The sequence below is a fragment of the Olsenella sp. DNF00959 genome (genome assembly GCF_001553055.1).
In the GTDB taxonomy this organism is placed as follows: Bacteria; Actinomycetota; Coriobacteriia; order Coriobacteriales; family Atopobiaceae; genus Olsenella_I; species Olsenella_I phocaeensis.
On record NZ_KQ960123.1, the window covers coordinates 269805 to 294077 of the forward strand.

Annotated in this window: 21 protein-coding genes; 14 read left to right on the forward strand and 7 right to left on the reverse strand. The window is 66.7% G+C overall.

Translation table 11 applies throughout. The features are described 5' to 3' along the window. Nucleotides 1-22: 22 nt before the first annotated feature. Nucleotides 23-1426, forward strand: coding sequence for a cation:proton antiporter (locus HMPREF1868_RS01160; protein ID WP_062529647.1), 1404 nt, complete (start codon nt 23-25; stop codon nt 1424-1426). A gap of 135 nt (nt 1427-1561) precedes the next feature. On the opposite strand, the gene HMPREF1868_RS01165 is transcribed toward HMPREF1868_RS01160, so the two are convergent. After that, nucleotides 1562-2491, reverse strand: coding sequence for a zinc dependent phospholipase C family protein (locus HMPREF1868_RS01165; RefSeq protein WP_062529649.1), 930 nt, complete (start codon nt 2489-2491; stop codon nt 1562-1564). A gap of 149 nt (nt 2492-2640) precedes the next feature. Here HMPREF1868_RS01165 and HMPREF1868_RS01170 point away from each other — a divergent pair, with 149 nt between their 5' ends. Then, nucleotides 2641-3234 carry a manganese efflux pump MntP gene (locus HMPREF1868_RS01170; protein WP_062529651.1) on the forward strand — a complete coding sequence of 198 codons (594 nt, stop codon included), beginning with the start codon at nt 2641-2643 and terminating at the stop codon, nt 3232-3234. Nucleotides 3235-3550: 316 nt separating this feature from the next. Here HMPREF1868_RS01170 and HMPREF1868_RS01175 read toward each other — a convergent pair whose 3' ends face one another. After that, nucleotides 3551-5647 carry a glutamine synthetase III family protein gene (locus HMPREF1868_RS01175; protein ID WP_062529653.1) on the reverse strand — a complete coding sequence of 699 codons (2097 nt, stop codon included), beginning with the start codon at nt 5645-5647 and terminating at the stop codon, nt 3551-3553. A gap of 406 nt (nt 5648-6053) precedes the next feature. Between HMPREF1868_RS01175 and HMPREF1868_RS01180 the strand changes: the two genes are divergently transcribed. The 7 genes from HMPREF1868_RS01180 to HMPREF1868_RS01210 all read left to right on the forward strand — a co-directional run bounded on the left by HMPREF1868_RS01180 (nt 6054) and on the right by HMPREF1868_RS01210 (nt 14598). Continuing rightward, nucleotides 6054-7472 (forward strand): NAD(P)/FAD-dependent oxidoreductase, encoded by a 1419-nt coding sequence (locus HMPREF1868_RS01180; RefSeq protein ID WP_062529655.1) that lies wholly within the window; start codon nt 6054-6056, stop codon nt 7470-7472. A 459-nt stretch (nt 7473-7931) separates the two neighbouring features. Next, complete coding sequence (polA, locus tag HMPREF1868_RS01185) at nt 7932-10655, forward strand: DNA polymerase I (RefSeq protein ID WP_062529657.1); 2724 nt, start codon at nt 7932-7934, stop codon at nt 10653-10655. Nucleotides 10656-10926: 271 nt separating this feature from the next. After that, nucleotides 10927-11934 (forward strand): metal ABC transporter substrate-binding protein, encoded by a 1008-nt coding sequence (locus HMPREF1868_RS01190; RefSeq protein ID WP_062530373.1) that lies wholly within the window; start codon nt 10927-10929, stop codon nt 11932-11934. Next, nucleotides 11934-12698, forward strand: a complete 765-nt coding sequence (locus tag HMPREF1868_RS01195; RefSeq protein ID WP_062529659.1) for a metal ABC transporter ATP-binding protein — start codon at nt 11934-11936, stop codon at nt 12696-12698. Before HMPREF1868_RS01190 ends, HMPREF1868_RS01195 begins: the two co-directional genes overlap by 1 nt. Beyond that, complete coding sequence (locus tag HMPREF1868_RS01200; protein ID WP_062529661.1) at nt 12698-13546, forward strand: metal ABC transporter permease; 849 nt, start codon at nt 12698-12700, stop codon at nt 13544-13546. The genes HMPREF1868_RS01195 and HMPREF1868_RS01200 overlap by 1 nt, the downstream gene beginning before the upstream one ends. Nucleotides 13547-13647: 101 nt before the next feature. Then, nucleotides 13648-14133, forward strand: a complete 486-nt coding sequence (gene rnhA, locus HMPREF1868_RS01205) for a ribonuclease HI (protein WP_197414909.1) — start codon at nt 13648-13650, stop codon at nt 14131-14133. 90 nt (nt 14134-14223) lie between these two features. Further along, nucleotides 14224-14598 (forward strand): heavy-metal-associated domain-containing protein, encoded by a 375-nt coding sequence (locus HMPREF1868_RS01210; protein ID WP_062529664.1) that lies wholly within the window; start codon nt 14224-14226, stop codon nt 14596-14598. Nucleotides 14599-14694: 96 nt separating this feature from the next. Here HMPREF1868_RS01210 and HMPREF1868_RS01215 read toward each other — a convergent pair whose 3' ends face one another. The 5 genes from HMPREF1868_RS01215 to HMPREF1868_RS01235 all read right to left on the reverse strand — a co-directional run bounded on the left by HMPREF1868_RS01215 (nt 14695) and on the right by HMPREF1868_RS01235 (nt 18059). Continuing rightward, entirely contained in the window at nt 14695-15153 is a 459-nt protein-coding gene (locus HMPREF1868_RS01215; protein ID WP_062529666.1) for a PIN domain-containing protein, read from the reverse strand. Continuing rightward, complete coding sequence (locus HMPREF1868_RS01220) at nt 15137-15472, reverse strand: hypothetical protein (protein WP_009277888.1); 336 nt, start codon at nt 15470-15472, stop codon at nt 15137-15139. The genes HMPREF1868_RS01215 and HMPREF1868_RS01220 overlap by 17 nt, the downstream gene beginning before the upstream one ends. Nucleotides 15473-15560: 88 nt before the next feature. Next, the gene (locus HMPREF1868_RS01225) at nt 15561-15815 is read right to left on the reverse strand and encodes a hypothetical protein (RefSeq protein WP_062529668.1); all 255 of its coding nucleotides are present in this window, start codon (nt 15813-15815) and stop codon (nt 15561-15563) included. 26 nt (nt 15816-15841) lie between these two features. After that, on the reverse strand, nt 15842-17143 hold the full coding sequence (locus HMPREF1868_RS01230; protein WP_062529670.1) for an L-cysteine desulfidase family protein: 1302 nt from the start codon (nt 17141-17143) through the stop codon (nt 15842-15844). A gap of 169 nt (nt 17144-17312) precedes the next feature. Then, on the reverse strand, nt 17313-18059 hold the full coding sequence (locus HMPREF1868_RS01235) for an HAD family hydrolase (RefSeq protein WP_062529673.1): 747 nt from the start codon (nt 18057-18059) through the stop codon (nt 17313-17315). Nucleotides 18060-18342: 283 nt separating this feature from the next. On the opposite strand from HMPREF1868_RS01235, the gene rpsA reads away from it, so the two are divergent. The 5 genes from rpsA (at nt 18343) to uvrB (ending at nt 24027) form a co-directional block, all read left to right on the forward strand. Beyond that, complete coding sequence (rpsA, locus tag HMPREF1868_RS01240; protein WP_062529675.1) at nt 18343-19515, forward strand: 30S ribosomal protein S1; 1173 nt, start codon at nt 18343-18345, stop codon at nt 19513-19515. 255 nt (nt 19516-19770) lie between these two features. Continuing rightward, a complete protein-coding gene (locus HMPREF1868_RS01245) occupies nt 19771-20181 on the forward strand; it encodes a hypothetical protein (RefSeq protein ID WP_062529677.1) in 411 nt (136 codons plus the stop codon). Nucleotides 20182-20346: 165 nt separating this feature from the next. After that, entirely contained in the window at nt 20347-21006 is a 660-nt protein-coding gene (coaE, locus tag HMPREF1868_RS01250; protein WP_062529679.1) for a dephospho-CoA kinase, read from the forward strand. Continuing rightward, entirely contained in the window at nt 20984-21586 is a 603-nt protein-coding gene (locus HMPREF1868_RS01255; protein WP_062529681.1) for a lytic transglycosylase domain-containing protein, read from the forward strand. The genes coaE and HMPREF1868_RS01255 overlap by 23 nt, the downstream gene beginning before the upstream one ends. A gap of 143 nt (nt 21587-21729) precedes the next feature. Continuing rightward, a complete protein-coding gene (gene uvrB, locus HMPREF1868_RS01260; protein WP_231782224.1) occupies nt 21730-24027 on the forward strand; it encodes an excinuclease ABC subunit UvrB in 2298 nt (765 codons plus the stop codon). Nucleotides 24028-24273 lie beyond the last annotated feature (246 nt).

Here is a 24273-nt window from a genome sequence, read left to right on the forward strand (position 1 = left end):
GTGGGGGCGCTATAGTGACGGCATGAACACGATACTCTTCTCCCTGGCGCTCATCCTGGCCGTCTGTGCCTTCGCGCCCTTCCTCGCCAGCCTCGTTCCCGGCCGTGCCGTGCCCGAGGTCGTCTTCCTCGTCTTCGCCGGCGCCTTCCTGGGCGCGCATGGGCTCAAGCTGATCAACACCTCGAGCATCGCGCTCAGCCTGGTGAGCGACCTTGGCCTGGGCTTCCTCTTCCTCAAGGCAGGCTACGAGATAGACCCCCGCGAGCTGGTGGGGCACTCCGGTCGGGTTGCCGCCGCGTCGTGGGTGGCCTCGCTCGCGGTGGGGAGTGCCCTCGTCCCGCTCTTCGCCAACCTGGGGCTCTCGGACCCCGCAGCCTGGATGGCGCTCGCCATCGCCATGACCACCACCGCCTACGGCACCCTGGCGCCCATCCTGCGCGACCGCGACCTCACCCAGACCCGTGTCGGCCGCCTGGTCACCGTGCACGGCGCCTTCGGGGAGCTCCTTCCCGTCGTGGCCATGTCCTTTCTGCTCTCGTCTCGCTCCACGGTGGGCACGCTCGCGAGCTTCGCCACCTTCGGCCTCATCGCCCTCTTGGTCCTGGGTCTCTCCGCCAGGGCGAAGGGTGCCGGCGCACGCTTCTGGCACTTCCTGGTCAACGACGTGGGCCATGCCTCGCAGCCCCTCCTGCGCATGGTGTCGGCCGTGCTGGTGCTGCTGCTCCTGGCGGCGACCTACTTCGACTTCGACGCGGCGCTCGGCGCCTTCGCCGCTGGCTTCATCCTGCGCGCCCTCTTCCCCGAGGGCAACGAGCAGATGGAGGAGAAGATCGACATCATCTCCAATGGCTTCTTCCAGCCAGCCTTCTTCGTCATCTCGGGCGCGGGGATCGACCTTGCCGCCGCCACCCAGAACCTGCCCCTGCTCTTTGGCTTCATGGGCGCGCTGGTCCTGGTGCGCGGCGTCATGGTGGCACTATCGCTGCACCTCGACCCCAAGACGCGCGACCTGAGCTGGCGCGAGCTCGTCTCGGCCGCGGCCTACTGCACCATGGCGCTGCCGCTGGTCGTCGCCGTGACCTCCGTTGCCGTCGAGGGCGGCGTCATGGCGTCGCAGAGCGCGTCGGTGCTGGTCACCGCAGCCGCCCTCACGGTGCTTGGCATCCCCGTGCTGACCTCCTTCGTCCGTGTGGCAGACGACGCCGACGTGGCGAGCGCCGTGCTCGAGGTTGCGCGCGGGGAGGGCAGCCTCACCGAGGTCGTGGAGGGCCACGGCAGGGCCTACCAGGAACGGCAGCGCGTCTTTCGGGAGCAGCGCCGCCTGGGCAGGAGTCGCGGCCTGCAGATCAGCTCGGCAGACTACCTTGCCGGCAGGGGCAGGGCCTCGCGTGCGGAGGGCCACCGTCCCCAGAGTCCCCAAGAGTAGGGGAGAGGGGCGGCGCCACGCGCTCGCGCCGCCGAGCCAGGCTGCGGGCCCACGTCGCTCGGGCCTCCTTGCCCCAGGCTCCGGACCGGGCCGCATGCCGCCGGTCGTCAGGTTGCTCGGGCGCTGCCCAGGCCGCTAGGCCTCCTGGGGCCTGCCGTCGTAGTCGATGCGTCCCGCCAGCTCCCGCAGGGCCTCGACGTCGCGCGTGACGAAGGCCTCCGCCAGGTCGGGCCAGGCGTCCAACGCCGCATAGAAGAGGTCGGGGAAGCTCTCGAACCGCCGCTCTCCCGTCGAGGGGTCCGCCCATTCGTGACGGTCCAGGTTTGCGGCAGGGCAGTCTCCGCCCTCCCAGACGGGATGGGCGAGGGACGCCAGCTTGGAGTGAGGGCGCACGAGCCTCTCCACTGCCATGAGGGCACGACCCCGAGGCGAGCCCACGGGCTCGATGGCGCGGTACAGGAGCTCGTAGTCGTGGGTGCAGCCGGCGTACTCCTCCGCGTCGAGGGAGACGCCGTAGACCTGCCAGGCCAGCTGGGAGAGCAGGGCGCCCGCGACGCGGTCGATGCGCTCCGTGCGCGCCAGCATGTCGGCGGGAGGCGCCTGGACCACGGTCTGACGGCGCAGCTCCCAGAGGAGCCAGCTGTCGATGTCGGTCTCGATCAGGCTGTGGACCTCGCTCTGTGCGTCCTCGAGCCCGTCCGCCGCCGCGATGATGGCCGCCTGCTGGGCGTACACGAAGGCATGGGAGCCGCTGTCCAGTGCGTAGTGGCTGAGCATGCCCAGCGCGAAGGCGCGACCACAGGTCTTGTCGTCCTCGCGCAGGTGGCTCACGGCGTCGCGCAGGGCGAGGAAGGCGTCGAGCACCTTCTGGCCGTGCATGAGGCTGCCTAGGCGATGACAGGTGGCAGCCGTCCGGGGAAGGGTCGAGAAGCGCGCGAAGAGAGGGTCGGGACCCTGGTTGCCCAGGAGGAAGGCTAGGAGGTCCTGCTCGTCTGCCAGAATCCCCTGGGGCAGGAGGGCGGCCGCCTCCTCGCCAAACAGGTGGTGCGTGATAAGTGCCGGCATCCTGCTGCTCCTTGCCTCGTCCCATGCGGATGACTGGGCTACAGGGTAGACCATTTTGTGACCGTGGCATCGAGTCCGTCCCATCGGGCCGGGCAGTCGTACAATCGCGTTTCTGTGCAAAATCGCGAGCGCAGTTGGGGGGTTGTGCCGTGTCCATCGCAGGAATATTCATCCTGGGCCTCGCGCTCTCCGCCGCCGCTTTCGCCGTCACCATATCCAACAGCTTCGTGTACGGCGGCGAGCGCCGTTCGCGCCTGCTGCTCATGCCGCTCTTCTTCGGTGCCTTTCAGGCGCTCATGCCCCTTTTGGGCTATTACCTGGGAGAGCTCGCAGCGGAGCTGATCGAGGCCTACTCCGGAGTGGTGACCCTGGTCATCCTGGGGGTCATCGGGGGCAACATGGTGCGCGAGGGCGCGGCGGCGCTCATGGACCCAAGCTCCAGCGAGGCCTGCCAGGTCGCGGTGGTCTCGGGGAAGGACGGGAGCGCCTCTCGCCTGACCATTGCCACGCTGCTCTTCCAGGCGGTCGCCACTGCAATCGACGCCTTCGCCGTGGGCGTGTCGCTCAGGGCCATGGCCGTCAACCTGCCGCTTGCCGTGGGCGTCATCGGCCTCACCACGGCAGCCTGCTGCGTGGTCGCGCTTGCCATCGGCCGCAGGCTCGGCTGCCTTTTGGGAGATCGCGTCGAAGTGGCGGGCGGCGTCGTGCTCGTCATCATCGGCCTGAGGGCCTTCCTGGGGTAGACGGCGCGCCCCTTCGCCGTGCGAGGTAGGTGGGGCGAGCACGTCGAACGCGTTCGTCTGCCGCGCGACTACGTCCAACGCGTTTGTCCGCTATGCGACTACGTCGAACGCGTCAACCCAGTGCGCGACTACGCTCGGCGCGTCTATTTGATGTTCGACTACGTCGAACGCGTCTGAGCGCCGCGCGCCAACTGGGCAAACGCGGAGGCATCAGACGCGTTGGACGCTGTCAATGAAATGAGACACGCGTTGGACGTCGTCGGCAAGGTGAGACACGCGACGGACGCACTTGCGGACAGCACGCACGCGCGGCGGCCTAGACGTAGAAGAGCATCCTGTTGTAGCTGGGCACGGGCCAGTAGTCCCTGCCGCAGATCCTCTCCATGCCGTCCACCAGCTCGCGCAGCCGCGCCATGGCGGGGATGACCTCGTCGCGGTAGAAGTCGTCCTGCTCCTTGCAGCTTGCGATGCCATGCGCGTGGGAGTTCTTCTCCTCGAGCTCTGCCACGGCCTCGTGGATGGCGTTGATGCCGTCGGTGAGCGCGACCACGGTGGCCTTCTCGGCCGTCGCGGCGATGCCGATCTCGGCCTTGGCGGCGACGGAGGTCGCGATGTCGCCCGAGTAGCTGAATAGGGCGGGCAGGTACAGGTGGCGCGCCATGTAGACCATGGTGTTCGCCTCGATGTTGATGAGCTTCGCGTACTGCTCGGCGGCGGCGGCGTAGCGCGCGCGGCTCTCCGCCTCGCTGAGGACGGAGTACTTCTCCATGAAGGCGATGTTCTGGGGCTCGACCATGCAGGGGAGGGCGTCGGGCGTGGTCTTGAGGTTGAGGAGCCCGCGCCGGGCCGCCTCCTCCTCCCACTCGTCGGCGTAGCCGTTGCCGTCGAAGATGACGCGCTGGTGGTCGCGGAAGGTGTGACGCACGAAGCGCATGGCCACCTGGGTGAAGTCGCCCAGCTCGCCGATGCGGTCCGCCACGTAGGAGCAGAAGCGGTCGCACTGCTCGGCCACGGCGGTGTTGAGCACCACGTTGGGGTCGCTCAGGTTCTGCTGGCTGCCGCACATGCGGAACTCGAACTTGTTGCCCGTGAAGGCGAAGGGGCTGGTGCGGTTGCGATCGGTGTTGTCGCGCAGCACGTCGGGTAGGGCGGGCACCCCCAGGTCGACGAGCTCGCGGTCGTGGGACTCGGCGTGCTCCTTGCGGATGAGCGCGTCGACGACGGGCGAGAGCGCGTCTCCCAGGAAGACCGAGATGATCGCCGGGGGCGCCTCGTTGGCGCCCAGGCGGTGGTCGTTGCCCGCGGACGCGACGGAGACGCGCAAGAGGTCGGCGTGCTCGTCGACGGCCGCGACCAGGCAGGCGAGGAAGACGAGGAACTGCAGGTTGTCCTCGGCCTTGTCCCCTGGCTCGAGCAGGTTCTCGCCGTCGGCGGAAAGAGACCAGTTGTCATGCTTGCCCGAGCCGTTCACGTACTCGAAGGGCTTCTCGTGCTCCAGGCAGGCCAGGCCGTAGTGGGTGGCCAGAAGCTTGAGCTTCTCCATGGTGATGAGGTTGTCGTCGATGGCGAGCGGCCCCTGCTCGAAGATGGGCGCGAGCTCATGCTGGCAGGGCGCGACCTCGTTGTGCTTGGTGCGCGCGGGCACGCCGAGCTTCCAGAGCTCGTCGTCGACCTCCTTCATGAAGGCGTTGACGGAGGGGCGGATGGCGCCGAAGTAGTGCTCCTCGAGCTCCTGGCCCTTTGCGGGCTCGCAGCCGAAGAGGGTGCGGCCGCAGAGGATGAGGTCGGGACGCGCCTCGTAGTCCTCCTCCTTGATGAGGAAGTACTCCTGCTCGGGGCCGCAGGTGGTCACCACGCGCCGCGGCTCCTTGCCGAAGAGCGCCAGGACGCGCTTGGCCTGCTTCTCGAGGGCCACCTCGGAGCGCAGGAGCGGGGTCTTCTTGTCCAGCGCCTCGCCGGTGTAGCTGATGAAGGCGGTGGGGATGCAGAGCACCTCGTCCTTGATGAAGGCGGGGCTCATGGGGTCCCAGACGGTGTAGCCGCGGGCCTCGAAGGTGGCGCGCAGGCCGCCGTTGGGGAAGCTCGAGGCGTCCGGCTCGCCCTGGACCAGCTCCTTGCCCGAGAACGCCATGAGCACGGTGCCGTCGTCCTTGGGGTTGATGAAGCTGTCGTGCTTCTCGGACGTGATGCCCGTGAGCGGCTGGAACCAGTGGGTGAAGTGGGTGGCGCCCTTCTCCAGCGCCCACTCCTTCATGGCATGCGCGACCTCGTTGGCGATGTCGAGGTCGAGGGGCTTGCCGTCGTCGATGGTCTGCCGGAGCTCGCGGTAGGTCGGCTTGGGAAGCCGGTCCTGCATGTCCGCGTCCGTGAAGACCAGGCTGCCGTATTCCTCGGAAACCTTGTCCTTTGACATGGTGCCCCCAATTCCCCTGTGAGCCCGCGCTCCGCGGTGGCCCGGGCCTGCGTTTCTTTCCGAAAGGTACACTACCTGACCCCTGTTAAAGGGGAGTGAACGGCCACCGACACGAAATGCGGGCATTGGCTGCGCTCGGGTGCCCCGCCTGCCCCATGCGCTTGCGACTTGGCGTGGCTGGGTGAGAGGGGACGCGTCGTTCGCGGGTGGGGCGACGATCCCCGTGAGGGTCTCCGCAAAGGCCGCCGTTCCTCTCGTCCCAAAAGGAGCTCGTCCCTCTCGCCCCAAAACTGTTAGTAATTAGGTAACATTAAAACGAAGAGGCCAGGGGCGAGAGTGACCGCATTCCCTCCCGCAGCTGGCACGAGGGCGCAGGAAGCGCCACCGGAAGAGAGGGGAAGCACTGATGCCAGACAGCAAGAATGGGGCCCTGACCGTCGCCGTCGTGGGCTGCACCCACGCGGGGACCTTTGCCACCCAGTCGATCCTCGCAGCACATCCCGACTGGCAGGTCCACGTCTTCGAGCGCAACGACACGCTCTCGTTCCTCTCCTGTGGCATCGCGCTCTGGGTGGGCGGCCACGTGTCGGACCCCAGGCGCATGTTCTACTCCTCGCCGGCGGCCCTGACCGAGCTCGGCGCCACCATGCACATGCGCTGCGACGTGACCTCCGTCGACCTGGCGGCAAAGACCCTGGCCTGGCGCGAGCTCGACGGCGAGGGCGAGGGGACCCTCCCGTTTGACAAGATCGTCGTCACCACCGGCTCCAAGCCCGTGATTCCGCCCATTCCCGGCCTGGCGGAGGGCTTCCAGGCCGGTCGCGTCCTGCGCTGCAAGAACTGGGACGACGGTCGCCAGATCAAGGAGAGGATGGCCGACGCCAGGTCGGTCGCCGTCGTGGGCGCGGGCTACATCGGGGCCGAGCTCGCTGAGCAGGCCTCGCTCATGGGTGCGAAGGTCACGCTGATCGACGGCCTCGATCGAGCGCTCGCGAAGAACTTCGACGAGGACGTCACCCGCCTGGTCGAGGAGGCATACCGCGAGCATGGCGTTGAGCTGGCCTTCGGCCAGATGGTCGAAAGGGTCGAGGCGGACGAGGCGGGGGTCAGCGTCACGAGTGGTGGGGTCGAGCGCCGCGTTGACTACCTGATCATGGCCGCGGGCTTCTCTCCCCGGACCGAGCTCTTCCGGGGCAAGCTCGACATGCTGCCCAACGGGGCCATCAAGGTCGACCCCTACATGCGTGCGACGCTGCTCGGCGAGGACGGCATGCCCGAGTCGGAGCCCTGTCAGGACGTGTTCGCGGCGGGCGACAGCGCCACCGTGCTCTACAACCCCACGGGCGAGGACGACTACATCCCCCTGGCTACCAACGCGGTGAGGCAGGGGCTGCTCGTGGGGGCCAACGCCGTCGAGCCCACGAAGGCCTACCTGGGCACGCAGGCGACCTCGTCCGTGCAGCTCTATGACCTCTCGCTCGCGGCGACGGGGCTTACCGTGGCGGGCGCTGCGGCGCGTGGCGTCGAGGTCGCCTCCACCACGCTGGTGCAGGACTTCCGTCCCGACTTCATGCTCACCACCGAGCCCGTGACCTGCGTCCTGACCTGGGACCCCACGACCCGCGAGGTCAAGGGGGCGCAGTTCGCCTGCAGGCATGACATCTCTCAGGCCGCGAATGCGGTGTCGATCGCGATTCACAACCACAACACCATCGACGAGCTGGCGGGCTTCGACTTCTTCTTCCAGCCCAACTTCGGCCAGCCCGTCAACTACGTCGGTGCCGTGGCCATGCAGGCCGTTGCGGAGGCCGACGCGGCGAGGTAGGGCCGGGAGACATTCGGCGGGGTCGGGGTCGTCCGGCCGGGCTGGGTCCCGGCCGGGTGGCCTGGCCTATCTCGTCCGATTCGTTCAGGACTCGCTCGAGATTGCAGTTTGCTGTCATCTCGGGCGAGTCCTGAACGGTTGGCTGGAGCGCGGCGTGCCGAAAACGTGCCTGCCCCGTTCGACAACGTCCAACGCGCACTACTTTTGCCCGGTAGCGTCCAACGCGCGCTACTTTTGCCCGGTAGCGTCCAACGCGTCTAAGCGAGAACCGCGACTTGCGAGTTCTCTGATGCCTTGGACGTGTTGGACGTTTTCGAGCAGCTGAGACGCGCGCCGGACGTCGTCGAGGATCCTATCCCAGGCTCCTCGCCCCTTCCGCCGCCGTCCCGGCCCGCGGGTACAATGTGGCCTGGGGCCATCGCGCTCGCGAACGTCCCTCGACCACAGCAAGGAGCACCCATGCCAGACCAGCCAAGCACCGAGGCCGCCCAGGCCCAGCCCACCGCGCAGCCCGCGGAGCAGCGCACCATCGCCGTGATCGACGGCAACTCGCTCATGCACCGCGCCTTCCATGCCATCCGCCAGCCCATGAGCGCGCCGGACGGACGCTCCACCAACGCCCTCTTCGGCTTCTTCAACATGTTCGTCAAGTTCGTCGAGACCTTCCGTCCCGACGGCATCATCTGCGCCTTCGACAAGGGCCACCCACAGGTCCGCATAGACATGCTGCCCCAGTACAAGGCCCAGCGGCCCCCCATGGACCCCGACCTCCACGAGCAGTTCCCCATGGTCAAGGAGCTGCTCCGCGCGATGGACGTGCCCGTGGCGGAGCTCCAGGGCTGGGAGGGCGACGACATCCTGGGCACCCTCGCCCGCAGGGGAGAGGAGGCCGGCTACCAGATGCTGCTGGTCACCGGCGACCGCGACATGTATCAGCTCGCGACCGAGAGGGTGCGCATCGTCTCCACCAAGAAGGGCACCTCGGACGTCGCCATCATGACGCCCGAGAGCGTGGACGACCTCTACCATGGCGTCACACCCGAGCTCGTGCCCGACTTCTACGGCCTCAAGGGAGACAGCTCGGACAACATCCCCGGCGTTCCCGGCATCGGCCCCAAGAAGGCGGCGGCCCTCATCGTGCAGTACGGAAGCCTGGACGAGGTCATAGCCCATGCGGACGAGGTCAAGGGCAAGATGGGAGAGAACCTCCGCGCCCACGTGGACGACGCCCTTCTTAGCCGCAAGGTCGCCACGATCCGGACCGACGCGCCGCTCGAGCTCGAGCTCAAGGACGCTCGCTTTCCCACCTTCGACCCGGCAGAGGTGGCCGAGGCCTTCTCTGCCCTTGGGTTCACGGGCATGACCGGGCGCATCGTGCGCCTTGCCGGCGTCGAGGACGTCCCGGAGCAGTCGCCGGCCCCTCAGGTCACCCTCGATGCCCCGCTCGAGGGCGACGACGCGCGCAAGGCCCTGGACGTCGCCCTTGCCGCCGGCGAGTGGCTGGGCGCCTCCTTCGAGGAGGTCGAGGGCCCTGGTGGCCAGCTGGCGCTTGACCTGGGCGACGGCAAGACCCTGACCGTCTGGGTCAGCACCGAGGCCGCGCTGCTCAAGTTCGCCGCCTCCGACGCCACGAGCGCCCTCGCCCGCATCGCGCGCGAGGGTCGGCTCGCCTCGGGCGACGCGAAGGCCCTGCTGCACCTAGCCTGCCCCTATGACTCCTCCGAACCCGCCCTCGTCGAGGTCGGCGAGCTGGACGCCGCGCGCATCTTCGACGTCGGCGTGGCAGGCTACCTGCTGGCGTCGGACGATGCGGACTTCTCGCCCGTGGCCCTTGCCGGGGCGTACCTCGACGTGCCGCTGCCCGCCGCGACGGACGAGGTCGGCAAGGCGGGCGTCGACGCGCTTGCGGCACGCCTCCTTAGGCCCGAGCTCGCGCGCAGGCTCGAGGAGGACGGTTCCCTCAGGCTCTTCCAGGGGCTCGAGATGCCCCTGCTCCCGGTGCTCCTGCAGATGGAGCGCTGTGGCCTGCACGCCGACCCCGCCGCGCTCGCGGCGCAGTCCGCGGAGCTCGGGGAAGAGATCGGCTCGATGGTCGCGGCGGTCAAGGCGGCGGCGGGGGAGGACTTCAACCTCGACTCCCCGCAGCAGCTGAGCCATGTGCTCTTTGACGTGTGGGGACTTCCCACCCTCGGGCTGAAGAAGACCAAGAAGGGCTTCTATTCCACCAATGCCAAGACCCTCGAGAACCTGGCGAGCGAGGACGGGCGCGTGCGCACGGTGCTCGACTACCGCGAGCGCGCCAAGATCAAGAGCACCTACCTGGACGCGCTGCCCGCGTTGATCCGCAAGGACGGCCGCATCCACACCACGCTCAACCAGACCGTCGCGGCGACCGGCCGGCTCTCCAGCTCCGATCCCAACCTGCAGAACATCCCCACCCGTTCCGAGTTGGGACACCGCGTGCGCACGGCCTTCACCGTGCCCGAGGGCAGCGTGTTCCTCGCCTGTGACTACTCCCAGATCGAGCTCAGGCTGCTCGCCCACCTCTCTGCCGACGAGCACTTGGTCGAGGCCTTCTGCGAGGGCGCCGACTTCCATGCCGCAACCGCGGCGCGCGTGTTTGGTGTGCCTGTCGAGGAGGTGTCGCACGAGCTGCGCAGCCGGGCCAAGGCGGTCAACTTCGGCATCGTCTACGGGCAGCAGGCGTTTGGCCTCTCCAGTTCGCTGCACATCCCACGCGACGAGGCCCAGCGGATGATCGACCGCTACTTCGAGGTGTACCCCGGCGTTCGTGCCTTCCTGGACGCCCAGGTGGAGTTTGCCCGCAAGAACGGATGGGTCGCCACGTCCTTCGGACGGAAGCGCCACATCAAGGACATCAACAGCCGCAACTTCCAGCTGCGCTCCTTTGGCGAGAGGACCGCCATGAACCACCCCATGCAGGGAACGGCGGCTGACATCATCAAGATCGCCATGGTCCAGGTGGCCGCGCGGCTCCGCGAGGAGGGACTGCGCTCCAAGCTCGTGCTGCAGATCCACGACGAGCTGGACTTCGAGTGCCCGAAGGACGAGGTGGAGGCACTCTCGGCCCTGGTGAAGGAGACCATGGAGGGCGTCGTGAAGCTGCGCGTCCCGCTGATTGCCGACGTCTCCTTCGGCTCCAATTGGGCGGAGGCGAAGTAGGGGGCATCGGACGACCACGTTGGGCGACCACGTTGGGCGGCCACGCCGGCAGCCTCCATCGTCGCTGGTAGATGGGACCTTCTCCTCACAAGGACCGTATGGGGAGAGGGTCCCACTCTCATTCCGTGGGGAGAATGACCTCTTTTCATGCTAATAAGTTTGCCATGTCTAACTATCTGTCATACACTGTGGGCGATAAAGTTAGATAAGACTAACTAATGCCATATGGACTCGACCTTGTCGGGATTCGAAAGGAAGACCCGTGAGCTACATGGAACGATATGCCTCCCTCGACGGGAGCCGCACGGCGCGGCTCGCCCTTCTGGCCCATGAGGCACTGCCCTGCATCGTTGCCCTGACCTGCGCCTTCATGCTGAGCCTCGCCCTCTCTGGCTGCTCGGGAGGCACCCCTACCACGGACGCCACAACGAAGGACGCGGCTCAGAAGCCCGTGGTCCTGACCACCTTCACCGTCATCCAGGACATGGCACAGAACGTCGCCGGCGACCATCTGGACGTCCAGTCCATCACCAAGCCTGGCGCCGAGATCCACGACTACGAGCCCACGCCCGACGACATCAAGCGTGCCCAGGGGGCGAGCCTCGTGCTCGAGAATGGCCTGGGCCTCGAGCGCTGGTTCGAGAAGTTCATGAGCGATTCCAGCGCACGTCGCGCCAACCTCTCCGAGGGCGTCGAGCCCATGCAGATCTCGGAGGGCGAGTACCAGGGCAACGCCAACCCGCACGCATGGATGTCGCCCAAGAACGGCATGGTCTACGTTGACAACATCGTGAAGGCCTTCTCGGAGCTCGACCCCGAGCACGCGGATGACTACAGGGCCAACGGCGAGAAGTACAAGAGGGAGCTCCAGTCCGTTGCCGACGAGATGGAGCAGGGCCTTGATGGCCTGCCCCAGGACCAGCGCACCCTGGTGACCTGCGAGGGTGCGTTCTCGTACCTCTGCCGTGACGCCGGCCTCTCGGAGGTCTACCTCTGGCCCGTGAACGCCGAGGACGAGGGCACGCCCCAGCAGATCGCAGGCGTGGTCAAGCGCGTGAGGGAGTCCAAGGTGCCCTGCGTGTTCTGTGAGTCTACGGTGAGCCCCAAGGCGATGCAGCAGGTGGCGGACGAGACCGGCGCGTCCTTCGCGACGGATGCCCGGCATGTGCTCTACGTCGACTCCCTCTCGGAGGAGGGTGGCGTGGTGTCCAGCTACCTCGAGCTGCTGCGCTACGACGTCCGCACCATCGTGGACGGCCTCACGGGAGGAGCACGCTGATGTCGCACACCGCCTCAGGTGACTCCCTTCGCGTGGAGGGAGTCACCCTGCGATACTCGCGTGCCACGCATCCGGCGCTCGAGGACGTGAGCATCGGTCTCGATAGAGGCAGCCTCTGCGCCCTGGTGGGACCCAACGGGGCAGGCAAGTCGACGCTCATGAAGGTGATCATGGGCGTCGAGAGGCCCCAGCGGGGGAGCGTCAGCTTCGACGGCCACGACTCCGCGCGGGCCCGTCGCCTTGGGCTCGTGGGATACGTGCCGCAGCGTGACGTCTCGGACGAGGGCTTCCCCCTCTCCGTGGAGGACGTGGTCATGCTGGGGCGCTACGGTAGGATTGGCCCCCTGCGTGGCCCCTCTCGCGCAGACCATGCCGCAGTGGACGAGGCGATCGAGCGTGTGGGCCTGCAGGACCTGCGCCACCGTCCGATCGCCTCTCTCTCGGGAGGGCAGACCAAGCGCATGTACGTCGCGCGTGCCCTGGCGCAGCAGGCACGGTTCATGCTGATGGACGAACCCTTCGCCGGAGTCGACAAGAGCTCCGAGGCCACGCTCGCCTCGCTCATGCGCGAACTCTCGGGTGAGGGAATCACGCTGCTCGTGGCGGTGCATGACCTGCACATGGTGGCGGAGGAATTCGATCAGGTCATCCTCCTCAGGAGGTCCGTGGTCTTCCAGGGCCCTGCCCACGAGGCGCTCAGGCCGGAGATGCTGGCACGCGCGTTCTCGGTGGACGACCATCGCGCACGCGAGCTGGTGGCCTGATGGAGGACGTGGCCGTGCTCGATCTGCTCTCGTTCGCGTTCATGCAGCGCGCCATCGTCACGGGCCTCGCCACGGCCCTGGTCTGCGGGGTCATCAGCTGCTACGTGATACACGTGGGCTGGTCGCTCATGGGCGACGCCATATCGCATGCCGTGCTGCCCGGCGTGGTCGTCTCGTACATGTTGGGCCTTCCCTACGCCGTGGGCGCCGTCGTCGCGGCGCTTCTGGCGGTGGCGCTCATCGGTGTGGTGAGAAGGAGCGGGCAGATCCGCGCCGACACCTCCATGGGCATCGTGTTCACCACCCTGTTCTCGCTGGGGACCGTGCTCATCTCGAAGGTCCCCAGCCAGGTGTCCCTCTCACACATCCTCTTTGGCAACCTCCTTGGCGTCGGTGTGCCCGACATGCATCAGGTGATCGTGCTCGCCTCCGTCGTGCTCGCGGTGCTCCTGATGCTCAAGCGAGACCTCGTGCTCTTCGCCTTCGACCCCATGCACGCCCAGGCGCTGGGAAAGTCACCCCAGCTCTTGAGTGGCGTCCTCCTGGGCGCCCTCGCCGTGACCGTCGTGGTGTCGCTGCAGGCCGTGGGCATCATCCTCTCCGTGGCGATGCTCGTCACCCCGGGTGCCACGGCACGCATGCTGACTGACAGCTTCTGGAAGATGCTGTGGCTGTCACCGCTCGTCGCCGCCATCGCCACCGTGCTGGGCATCTGGGCGAGCTACGTCCTCGACGCCTCCTCGGGTGGCATGATTGGCGTGGTCCTGGGCCTGCTCTTCGCGCTGGCCTGTGTCTTTGGCCCTCATGGACTCATCGTCGAGCTGCGTCACAGGGGCAGCCTGGTGTAGGGGCTGGCCGCTCGCGCGGCGTGGGCTGTCACTCTGTCGTACAATGGCCCGCACCACGCAAGCCACACGGGGTGGCTTTCGGGAAGCGAGAGGAGCCAGCCATGATGCATGTGGTCGTCTATACGGACGGCTCCTCGCGTGGCAACCCCGGACCGGGCGGCTATGGTGCGGTCATGCGCTACGTCGACCCCTCTGGTGGGCTGCATGTCAAGGAGCTCGCCCAGGGATATCGCCGCACCACGAACAATCGCATGGAGCTACTGGGTGTCATCAGCGCGCTCGAGGCGCTCAGGCGTCCCTGCGAGGTGGAAGTCCACTCTGACTCGCAGTACGTGGTGAACGCCTTCAACAAGGGCTGGGTCTGGGGGTGGCTCAAGAAGGGCTGGAAGACGGCCAGCAAGCAGCCGGTCAAGAACCCCGACCTCTGGAAACGTCTGCTGGCGGCGGCGAAGCCCCACGAGCTCAGCTGGCATTGGGTCAAGGGACATGCGGGGGCCGAGCTCAACGAGCGCTGCGACGAGCTTGCCACCTCTGCCGCCGACGGCCTGCTGGGACCCCTCCTTGAGGATGCTGGCTTTGAGGGGTAGGCCTTCTCGTCTGCCTTGCGCGCCTCGCATGGTCATTTTGCCAAGTGCTATAGTTTGCCACGTCAAACTTATGGTCCTTGGAGGAATCGCATGGTCGTAGACGTCATCATCATCGTCGCCGTTCTGATTGGCATGTTCTTTGGCCTGCGCCGTGCCGTGGGAACTGCCACTGGCAGGCGTGACTGCTGCTCGGGCGATGCCAAACCGAGTGGGAAGAAGTTCCGCGCGACGAGGATTGAGGACACTGACGAGGCGCACTACCCTTACGCGACAGACCTCACCGTTGCGGGCATGAGCTGCCAGAATTGCGCGCGGAACGTCGAGAACGCCCTCGATTCGATTGAGGGCACCTGGGCGCGCGTCGACCTCGACACGCGGACTGCCCACGTCCTCTCGAAGCAGCCTGTCGACCTCGACGCCTATAGGGAAGTGGTCTCGGAGGCAGGCTACCGCGTCATCTCCTAGGCACACCCGTCAAAGGTGGACGTCGGCTTGGTCGTCGGACTTGGGATGCGGGCCGCAGACGCCTGAGGGGCAGCGGGCGCTTGAGGAGCGACGTGCCTAGGTAAGAGGCGCCATGGGCATCTCCTCGTAGATGAGGTGGTACTTCTCCTCCACAAGGGCCAGGAAGTCGGCGGGGGTGATGGCAGGGACGGCCGAGCGCTCGAAGCCCTCCACGCTGCGGGTAAGGATGTAGTCGGCACCCACCTTCTGTGCCGCCCTACTTACGACGCAGTCCTCGAAGTCTTTCCAGCCCTGCTCTGCTGCCCAGCGGATGTCCTCCCCATCTATGGCGCATGTCTTGACCAGGGAAAGGCATTCGATGATTGATCTCTGTACCGTCTTGCTGCTCATCTGCTTTCGTGCAACATAGAAGATGTCCGCGTATGACTTGGCGGACATCCATAGCTCCGCATCGCGAAAGCAGCTCATGACATAAACCCTTTTCCAGTCCTCGACAAAGGGCTGTCTCGTCTCGAAGAAGTCGAGCAGGACGTTAGTATCAACCAAGAGCTTCATAGTCAGCCCGCTTTCCTTCGGCGATGATTTCCTTGTAGTCGTGAGGGTCCCAGCCCCCGACAGGCGTGGGTAGTGCCACAGCCGCAAATGCGGCCTCGATCTGCGCCCGGATCTCTGGCGTGATGATGCGTACGGTCTTCTGGGGCTCCCCTCCTGCTGCGGGAGCGGAAGGCTCCTGGTCGGGCAGTGACTCATGTCTCAGCACGTAGTCGTAGGCTGCGTTCACGAGCTTCGTGGGGCTCGAACCGATGCGCTTCAGAATGGCGTTTCCCTGGTTGCGAACCTCGACGGGCACGCGCGCGGTGACCATGGCGTCCATTGCAGCTCCTCTCCTCTATTTTATGGTAATATTGTAATACAGAAGAGAAGGCAAGAGCTGTTTTTCTGTGGGCTTTCTGCTGGTTCGCTCAGGTGAGGGACATGAGCTCGATGGCGACGCAGGCAAGCACGACGACTACGATTGCCCAAATGAACCATCTCGCCACGACGAGGAGGCGCGCCCAGAGGGGGAGCGGGAGTCGGCGGGAACGGATGGGCCTCTCCTCTTGGAGCTTCGCCCTGCTCGATTCGATCTGCTGCCGATCCTCCTCGAGCATCTCGCTCCACCAAGAGCTGCCCTCGACGGGCTTCCAGGGTTCCTTCCAATTGGTGCCCGGCAACATGCCGACCGCCTCCTCGTGCGACGGGGCTACAGGGACGTGTCCGTCTTGCCAATCATGATGTTGAGGATCTCGACGTCGGTTGGGTGCATGCCCACGCGTCCCACATAGCCCATGGACCGGATGGTCTCCTCGGCGTCCTTGCCCACCAGGCCGTCGCCCGCGAGGAAGTTGTCGTCCGCGAGCGCCATGTCGCAACCCAGTATCGCCGCGTCGACGGCAGCCGATATCTTTGCCGCGCAGCTGGGCTTGGCACCGTCGCAGACGATGCCGCCCACGTTGGCCAGGGTGTTCACGATGGTCGCCTCGAACTGCGCGAAGCTCCCGCCGCGCAGGTAGCAGATGCCGGCGCCGGCGCCACAGGCCGCACTCACCGCGCCGCAGAAGGCGCTCAGCTCGCCGATGAAGTACTTGACGTGCACGGCCACGAGGTCCGAGAGCGCGACGGCGCGGACCAGCGTCTCGTGGTCGCTCCAGAGCTCGTGGGCGTATTCGAGCACGGGCTGCGAGCAGGTGATCCCCTGGTTTCCGCTGCCACAGCAGATGGTGACGGGAAGGGGGCAGCCGCTCATGCGGGCGTCCGACCCCGCAGCGGCGGTCGCGCGGGCCTTGCACGAGATGTCGTTGGGACGGCTCGCGAGCAGCGTGGAGCCGATGTTCGCGCCCCAGCGGTCCTCGAGCCCCGCCTTCGAGATGGTCTGGTTGGTCTCTATCTGTCCGCTGATCAGCTCGTCCACGTCAGACAGCTCGAGCTCGTGGGCGAAGTCCCAGACGGACCTGAGCGAGAGCGCCGAGCGGTCTGCCGCAGGCCTCTCGCCTGCGTCCTCACCCGGTCCCCCCGAGGTGGTCGCCACGCCCGTCGCCACCCCGTCAAGGGAGAGCTCGCAGACGTTGGTGTGGCGCTCCTCGATGCAGGCGGCGGCCTCGTGGCCCTGGCCGAGGGCGACCACGCGGACGTAGAGGTTGGGCACGCCCTCCGCGAGCTCGACCTCGCAGCGGCCATCCTCGACGAGGGAGCGCGCGTCCCGGCGGTCCTGCTCGCTCACGCTCTGGAGCACCTCGAGCGAGCCGTCGGGGTCCCCACCCATGGCGCCGAGGGCGGCTGCTGCTTCGATGCCGCGCATGCCGCCGGAGTTGGGCACGGTGACGCTCTTCACGTTCTTGATGATGTTGCCGCTGCAGGCGACCCTCAGGCGCTCGGGGCGCTGCCCTAGCGTGCGGGTTGCGAGGGCGGCCGCGAGGGCAACGGCGATGGGCTCGGTGCAGCCCAGCGCGCAGACGAGCTCCTCGTTGAGGATGGCGACGTGGTTGAGGTACGAGCTTCGGTCCATGCGGGTCTCCAGCTAGGATGGGCGTGCGCGTCTTGACAGGATGCACTGTATATCATGTGCGAACGTGCGGGCGGGCCAGAAAAACTGTGCGCACGCTGGCTCCGAATTGTGAAGGCGAACGGCAAAGGGCCAGCTGCCGTGGGACCGTCAAGAGTCCCGTGCGCAGACCTTAGCGGTGACCCTCGTCCTCGGCGTCAAGTCGCGCCACGAGCTCGCCCAGCTCGTCCGCGAGCTTGCCGATGCTCCCGCGCCAGACGGCGGCCCTGGGCCAGCCGTGGCCCACGTATGCGGTGCGCAGGCCGATGTCGGGGCGGGGGATGTCGCGCCCGGCGTCGTTGCCCACCATGAGGCACTCCTCGGGGACGAAGCCCAGGCTGGCTATGAACTCCTGGTAGTAGCGGGCGCTCGGCTTGGAGCGACGGGAGTTCTCGAGGGTGGAGACGAGGCCGAAGTCGATGTCGTCCAGTCCCGCCCATCTCAGGCGTGCGCTGTCCACCGCGGGCGAGAAGACCGGGTTGGTGGCCAGGGCCACGGTGTATCCCAGCTCCTGCGCGCGCCTGACGCAGCGGCGCGCGCCCGGGCGCGGCCTGGCCTGGGTGACCCCATCGCGCAGGTGGTCGATCCACTCCCCCTCGAGGCAGTCGATGGCACCCCTGACCGCCGGGTCATCCAGCGGCACGCTCGAGAGGCGCAGGTAGGTCTTGTCGAAGAGCTCGCGTCCCGTGAGGTCGTCCTGGCGCGTGGCGGAGTCCACCGCGAGGTAGCAGCGCGAGAGCCAGGCATAGGCCACGGGCACGGGAGTGCGGCCTATGCGTGCGAGCACGCGCGCCTCCGCCCAGAGGTAGCGGGCGATGAAGGCGCTGAGGTTGATGTCGAGCAGGGTGTTGTCCAGGTCGAAGAGGACGGCCTTGATCATGAGGGGGCAGCTCCCTTCCGTCATTGCTGGCCCTAGCTTACCCACCCGGTCGCCTGGGGCCGCCGGGCATCGGGCATGACTCGTGGAAATACAGATTTAAGCTCGCGAACCTTGAAATGCCCCATCTTGTCAAGGTATTCTGTCCAACGTGTGGCAAGGTGCCGCACGACTGTATCTGTCGGCCCCCGAGAGCATGTAAGTTCCCGATTGCGCGACGCACCAGCAGAGCGCCCTAGGCAGCGATCATGTAGATCGGGGCCCCGTTTTCGAAAGGGGTCCACCTTTGAGTGAGATTCAGAACTCGTCCATCTTCTCCCTGGATGACGTCTCAGACGAGGAGATGAACAGCCTCATCGACGGTACCATCACCGACTTCGATGAGGGCGATCTTGTGACGGGCACCGTCGTCAAGATCGAGCACGATGAGGTTCTGCTGGACATCGGGTTCAAGTCCGAGGGCGTCATTCCCTCTCGCGAGCTCTCCATCCGCAAGGACATCAACCCCGAGGACGTCGTCGCCCTGGGCGACGGCATCGAGGCCCTGGTCCTTCAGAAGGAGGACAAGGAGGGTCGCCTGATCCTCTCCAAGAAGCGTGCCGAGTACGAGCGTGCCTGGAACCGCGTCGAGGAGAAGTTCAACGCCGGCGAGAACGTCGAGGGCGAGGTCATCGAGGTCGTCAAGGGCGGCCTGATCCTGGACATCGGCCTGCGCGGCTTCCTGCCCGCCTCCCTGGTCGACCTCCGTCGCGTCAAGGACCTCAACGCCTTCCTGGGCACCCGCATCGAGGCTCGCGTCATCGAGATGGACCGCAACCGCAACAACGTCGTCCTCTCCCGTCGCGTCGTGCTTGAGGAGGCCCGCAAGGCCGAGCGCTCCGAGATCCTCTCGAAGCTCCAGCCTGGCATGCGCCTCAAGGGCTCCGTCTCGTCCATCGTGGACTTCGGCGCCTTCGTGGACCTGGGCGGCATCGACGGCCTGATCCACATCTCCGAGCTCTCCTGGAACCACGTCAACCACCCCTCCGAGGTCGTCAAGGTCGGCCAGGAGGTCGAGGTGCAGGTCCTGGACGTCGACCTCAACCGCGAGCGCATCTCGCTGGGCCTCAAGCAGACCACCGAGGATCCCTGGAGGACCCTGGTCAAGAAGTATCCCGTGGGCGCCATCGTCGAGGGCACCGTCACCAAGCTCGTCACCTTCGGCGCCTTCGTCGACCTGGGCAACGGCGTCGAGGGCCTGGTCCACATCTCCGAGATGGCCAAGCAGCACGTCGACGCTCCCGCGCAGGTTTGTGCCGTGGGCGATACCGTGCAGGTCAAGGTCATGGAGATTGACCTCGACCGTCGTCGCATCTCCCTGTCCATGAAGTCCGCCGCCGAGACCCTGGGCGTCGAGGTCGAGGTCAAGCCCCTCGACAAGCCCGAGGATGACGACGAGGAGGCTCCCGTCGAGGAGTAGCCTCCTGGCTCTTGCCTGCTTTGCCGTTGACGGGGTCGCCTTCGGGCGGCCCCGTTTTTTGCGGGAGACCGGGGAGAGGGGGTGCGCATGACCCGCTCCGGTGCCGTGGGATGGCGTCTGCGCTATCCTATGGGTTTGTGGTGCGCGTTGTCGGGCGTGCGGGAATATTGCGTCTGCGAACGGGCATCCTGAAAGGGACAGGCGCCCAGCGGGCGGGTCCCGACGGGGGATTCACGAAGCGAGAAGGGGTACGTGATGGCTAACGCCAATCTTAACAGGAAGGCCGCGGAGTTCATGCGTGGTCGCAATGGGGCCGACGAGCTCGCAGTCTGCGCCGGGCTTCTCGCCCTCGTCCTCGCCGTCGTCAACATCTTCGCGCGCCAGGTCTGGCTCACCGTGGTCGTCGTCCTCCTTGTCGCCTATGCCGTGTTCAGGATCGTCTCCCCTGATGTGGCCGCCCGTCGCAAGGAGAACGAGGCCGTGATGGAGCGTCTCGGGCCGGCCCGCCTGTGGCTGCGCAACCCCCCCGCTGCCCTGAAGGAGAGCCGCGAGTACAAGCATGCCCGCTGCCCGCGCTGCAACCAGGTGGTGCGCGTGCCGCGCGGCAAGGGACTGGTCAGGGTCACCTGCCCTCGCTGCGGGGAGAAGTTCGAGCTGCGCTCCTAGCCTTCACGAGCAATCTGTCGGCACCCCAGGCGCGGTCGGATTCGTCCGGCCGCGCCTGGCTTGTGCGGATGGGGTCGTCGGCAGCCAGCGATTTGATGGAAGCGAGAAGGGCGTCCCACCGTCATGCGATGATGGATGCCCGACGGACGGAAGAGGGGAGGGGTCATGTACGTGGTGTTTCTGGCGGGCGGCATCGCATCGGGCAAGTCGACCGTCACCCGTCTCCTTGCGGCCCGCGGGGCACGCGTGATCGACCTCGACCAGCTGTCTCGTGACGTCCTGGCTCCAGGCGAGCCGTGCCTCGTGGAGGTCGCGGCCACCTTCGGGGCCGACCTGCTCGATCCCGTGACGGGAGAGCTCGACCGAGGGCTCCTGGCCCGTCGCGCGTTTGCAACGCCCGAGGGGACGTCCCGCCTCGAGGCCATCGAGCTCCCGCACATCAAGTCCCGCCTGGGTCGGCTCCTCGACGAGGCCAGGGCCGAGGCGGCGCCTCCCACCTGCGTCGTGGTGGAGGTGCCCCTGCTCGACCGCGTCCAGGACCTGCTTGCGCTTGCCGACGAGGTCCTGGTGGTGAGCTGTCCCGCTCCGACCAGGCTCGAGCGCGCGGTGGCACGCGGCATGGGCCGGGCGGACGCCGCAGCCCGCATGGCGCTGCAGCCCACGGACGAGTACCTTTCCGCCCACTGTGACGTCGAGCTCGCAAACGACTCGGACGAGGAGGGGCTTGCGGCAAAGGTCGATGCGTGGTGGACGGAGCATGCGTCACGCTCATGGGCTCCCGCCCCAAGGAGGGGAGGGCCTGATGCGCCACGAGCGCTTCTTTAGGTGGTTCAGGACCCTTCCCATCCTCGCGATGCTCGCGGTCTGCGCGCTCACCTTCGCCGCTGACCTCGCGCCCAGGCAGGTCGTGAGGCAGCTGCTCTTCCCCGTGAGCCATGCGAGCCAGATTAACGAGTCCTCGAGCAGGCATGGGGTCGATCCCTACCTGACCTGTGCCGTCATCAAGTGCGAATCGGGCTGGAACGCCGACGCGAGCTCGTCCGCGGGGGCGGTGGGGCTCATGCAGCTCCTGCCCGCCACCGCAAGCGAGATGGCGCGCCTGGGGCTCGTCGACTCCTCGCGCTACGACCCCAGCGAGCTCACCGACCCAGCGACGAACATCGAGTACGGCACGGCATACCTAGCCTACCTGCAGAAGGCGCTGGGAAGCCGCGACGAGGTCATCGCCGCCTACAACGCGGGGGTGGGCAACGTCCAGGGCTGGCTCAGCGGCGGGGGAGAGATCTCGTCCAAGATCGAGTATGCCGAGACCGCCGCCTACCTGGTGCGCGTGAACGACGCCTACGACCGCTACCAGGAGCTGTACCCTGAGGGAGTGAGCGACTCCTCCCTCGCGCTCTCCTGACGGTCGGGGCCCTTGCCCGCCCGTGGGACGGCGTCCGGCCCGGTACCCCTGGGCACATGCTGCTGCGGAGGTGCCGCCGAATGTGGGTACACTTGTTCCTGTGAGCAGACGGCGGGCAGTGCGCCCGCGAGGGAGGGGCAGCCATGCCGCAGGAGCAGAAGCCGCGCACGTTCGTCTCTGACGAGGGGCAGACCATAAGCTACGAGCCCCTTGCCGGGACGGCGGAGGCCAAGGAGCGCTTCGGCGCCGAGCTCAAGCGCTTCGGCTTGGAGCACGGTGACGAGCGGCTAGAGGTCGTCTCTCCCTTCGAGCCCGCAGGTGACCAGCCCCAAGCCATCAAGAAGCTCAGCGAGGGCATCGAGCGGGGCCTGCGCTACCAGACGCTGCTGGGCGTCACCGGGTCGGGCAAGACCTTCTCCATGGCGAAGACCATCGAGGCGGTGCAGAAGCCCACGCTGATCATGGAACCCAACAAGACCCTCGCCGCCCAGGTGGCGAGCGAGATGAAGGAGCTCTTCCCCAACAACGCCGTCGTATACTTCGTGAGCTACTACGACTACTACCAGCCCGAGGCCTACGTCCCGCAGTCAGACACCTACATAGAGAAAGACGCCTCCATCAACGAGGAGGTGGAGAAGCTACGTCACCAGGCCACTTCGAGCCTCCTCAGCCGTCGGGACGTGATCGTGGTCGCGTCGGTGAGCTGCATCTACGGCATCGGCAGCCCGCAGGACTATGCGGGCCTCGCCCCCAACGTGGACAAGTCGCAGCCCCTGGAGCGCGACGACCTCATACGCGAGCTCATCGACATCCAGTACGACCGCAACGACTACGACCTCGCCCGTGGCAGCTTCCGCGTGCGCGGCGACACCGTGGACGTGTACCCGCCCTATGCGGAGAACCCCCTGCGCGTGAGCTTCTTCGGTGACGAGGTCGAGCTCATAGCCGAGATAGACAACGTGACGGGCGAGGTGGTGCGTGAGTACGACGCCATCCCCATCTGGCCCGCCTCCCACTACGTGACGGAGCGGCCCAAGGTGGCGCACGCGCTCAAGACCATCAGCGAGGAGCTGGAGGGGCGCGTGGCGGAGCTCAAGGCCAACGACATGCTGCTCGAGGCGCAGAGGCTCTCGCAACGCACGGCCTACGACCTCGAGATGCTCGAGACCATGGGCTATTGCTCGGGTATCGAGAACTACTCACGTCACATGGACGGCCGCTCGGCGGGCGAGCCCCCCTACACGCTGATCGACTACTTCCCCCGCGACATGCTCTGCATCATCGACGAGTCGCACGTCACGGTCCCGCAGATCCGCGGCATGTACGAGGGCGACCGCGCGCGCAAGATAACCCTGGTGGACCACGGGTTCCGCCTGCCCTCGGCGCTGGACAACCGCCCGTTGCGCTTCGACGAGTTCGAACGGCGCATCCCCCAGTTCGTCTACGTGTCCGCCACGCCGGGCGACTACGAGGAGGGCGTGAGCCAGCAGGAGGTCGAGCAGGTCATCAGGCCGACGGGGCTCTTGGACCCCGAGGTCGAGCTCAGGCCCGTCCGCGGCCAGATCGACGACCTCCTGGACGAGATTCGCGAGCGCACCGCCCGCAAGGAGCGCGTGCTGGTCACCACGCTCACCAAGCGCATGGCCGAGGACCTCACCGATCACCTGCTGGATGCCGGCGTCAAGGTCAACTACATGCACTCCGACACGGCGACCCTCGACCGCATAGAGATCATCCGCGACCTGCGCCTGGGCAAGATCGACGTCTTGGTGGGCATTAACCTGTTGCGCGAGGGCCTGGACATCCCCGAGGTCTCGCTCGTGGCCATCCTGGATGCCGACAAGGAGGGCTTCCTGCGCAACCGCCGCTCCCTCATCCAGACCATGGGTCGTGCCGCGCGCAACGCCCAGGGCAAGGTCATCATGTACGCGGACTCCGTGACCGACTCCATGCGCGTCGCCATGGACGAGACTGCCCGCCGCCGCGGCATACAGCAGGCCTTCAATGCCGAGCACGGCATCACCCCCAAGACCATCAACAAGTCCATCACCGACGTGAAGGGCTTCATCGACGAGGCGTCACGGACCCTGGACGACAAGTCGCGCATGAACGGGGAGTTCTTCACGGCGGCAGGGGAGGCGGGTGTCTCGGCGGACACCCCGGAGGGGCGCGAGGCAGTCGCGGACGCCGTGGCCGAGGAGCTGTCGGGCCTGCCCAAGGACGAGCTCGCGCGCGTGCTGGGGGCACTTGAGGACGAGATGATCCAGGCTTCCGCGGACATGGACTTCGAGCGTGCGGCGGTGCTTCGCGACCAGGTGGTGGCCCTGAGGGCGCGGCTTGAGGGTGCGAGCGCGGAGGACGTCATCGCGCGCCTCAAGGCAACGGATCGCAAGGGCAGCGCCCACGCCACGAGGCGGAGGTACAAGCCGCGCAAGCACTGATGTGAAAGAGACGCCTCCATCTCTTGGCTTCTCCTCTGGGAGAGCTCAGATGGTAGCTCGCTGCAAGATTACATATGTGTTCCGTGCCGCCGCTCGTCATCTGCGCGATGAGTCTTGATGTGCATGGTCTGTCGGATACGGACTACGATACTCATTCCCACGAGCATCGACTGTTCTGGTACGAGCGAGAAACTCTTTTACACCGACGCATTTTCTTTCCTGTTCTCCGTCGTACCCTTCCGCTTG

Coding starts and splice junctions, on each gene's coding strand:
- HMPREF1868_RS01160 (WP_062529647.1), top strand. CDS start 23: ATGAACACGATACTCTTCTCCCTGGCGCTCATCCTGGCCGTCTGTGCC.
- HMPREF1868_RS01165 (WP_062529649.1), bottom strand. CDS start 2,491: ATGCCGGCACTTATCACGCACCACCTGTTTGGCGAGGAGGCGGCCGCC.
- HMPREF1868_RS01175 (WP_062529653.1), bottom strand. CDS start 5,647: ATGTCAAAGGACAAGGTTTCCGAGGAATACGGCAGCCTGGTCTTCACG.
- HMPREF1868_RS01180 (WP_062529655.1), top strand. CDS start 6,054: ATGCCAGACAGCAAGAATGGGGCCCTGACCGTCGCCGTCGTGGGCTGC.
- polA (WP_062529657.1), top strand. CDS start 7,932: ATGCCAGACCAGCCAAGCACCGAGGCCGCCCAGGCCCAGCCCACCGCG.
- HMPREF1868_RS01190 (WP_062530373.1), top strand. CDS start 10,927: ATGGAACGATATGCCTCCCTCGACGGGAGCCGCACGGCGCGGCTCGCC.
- HMPREF1868_RS01195 (WP_062529659.1), top strand. CDS start 11,934: ATGTCGCACACCGCCTCAGGTGACTCCCTTCGCGTGGAGGGAGTCACC.
- HMPREF1868_RS01200 (WP_062529661.1), top strand. CDS start 12,698: ATGGAGGACGTGGCCGTGCTCGATCTGCTCTCGTTCGCGTTCATGCAG.
- rnhA (WP_197414909.1), top strand. CDS start 13,648: ATGATGCATGTGGTCGTCTATACGGACGGCTCCTCGCGTGGCAACCCC.
- HMPREF1868_RS01210 (WP_062529664.1), top strand. CDS start 14,224: ATGGTCGTAGACGTCATCATCATCGTCGCCGTTCTGATTGGCATGTTC.
- HMPREF1868_RS01215 (WP_062529666.1), bottom strand. CDS start 15,153: ATGAAGCTCTTGGTTGATACTAACGTCCTGCTCGACTTCTTCGAGACG.
- HMPREF1868_RS01220 (WP_009277888.1), bottom strand. CDS start 15,472: ATGGACGCCATGGTCACCGCGCGCGTGCCCGTCGAGGTTCGCAACCAG.
- HMPREF1868_RS01225 (WP_062529668.1), bottom strand. CDS start 15,815: ATGTTGCCGGGCACCAATTGGAAGGAACCCTGGAAGCCCGTCGAGGGC.
- HMPREF1868_RS01230 (WP_062529670.1), bottom strand. CDS start 17,143: ATGGACCGAAGCTCGTACCTCAACCACGTCGCCATCCTCAACGAGGAG.
- HMPREF1868_RS01235 (WP_062529673.1), bottom strand. CDS start 18,059: ATGATCAAGGCCGTCCTCTTCGACCTGGACAACACCCTGCTCGACATC.
- HMPREF1868_RS01245 (WP_062529677.1), top strand. CDS start 19,771: ATGGCTAACGCCAATCTTAACAGGAAGGCCGCGGAGTTCATGCGTGGT.
- coaE (WP_062529679.1), top strand. CDS start 20,347: ATGTACGTGGTGTTTCTGGCGGGCGGCATCGCATCGGGCAAGTCGACC.
- HMPREF1868_RS01255 (WP_062529681.1), top strand. CDS start 20,984: ATGCGCCACGAGCGCTTCTTTAGGTGGTTCAGGACCCTTCCCATCCTC.
- uvrB (WP_231782224.1), top strand. CDS start 21,730: ATGCCGCAGGAGCAGAAGCCGCGCACGTTCGTCTCTGACGAGGGGCAG.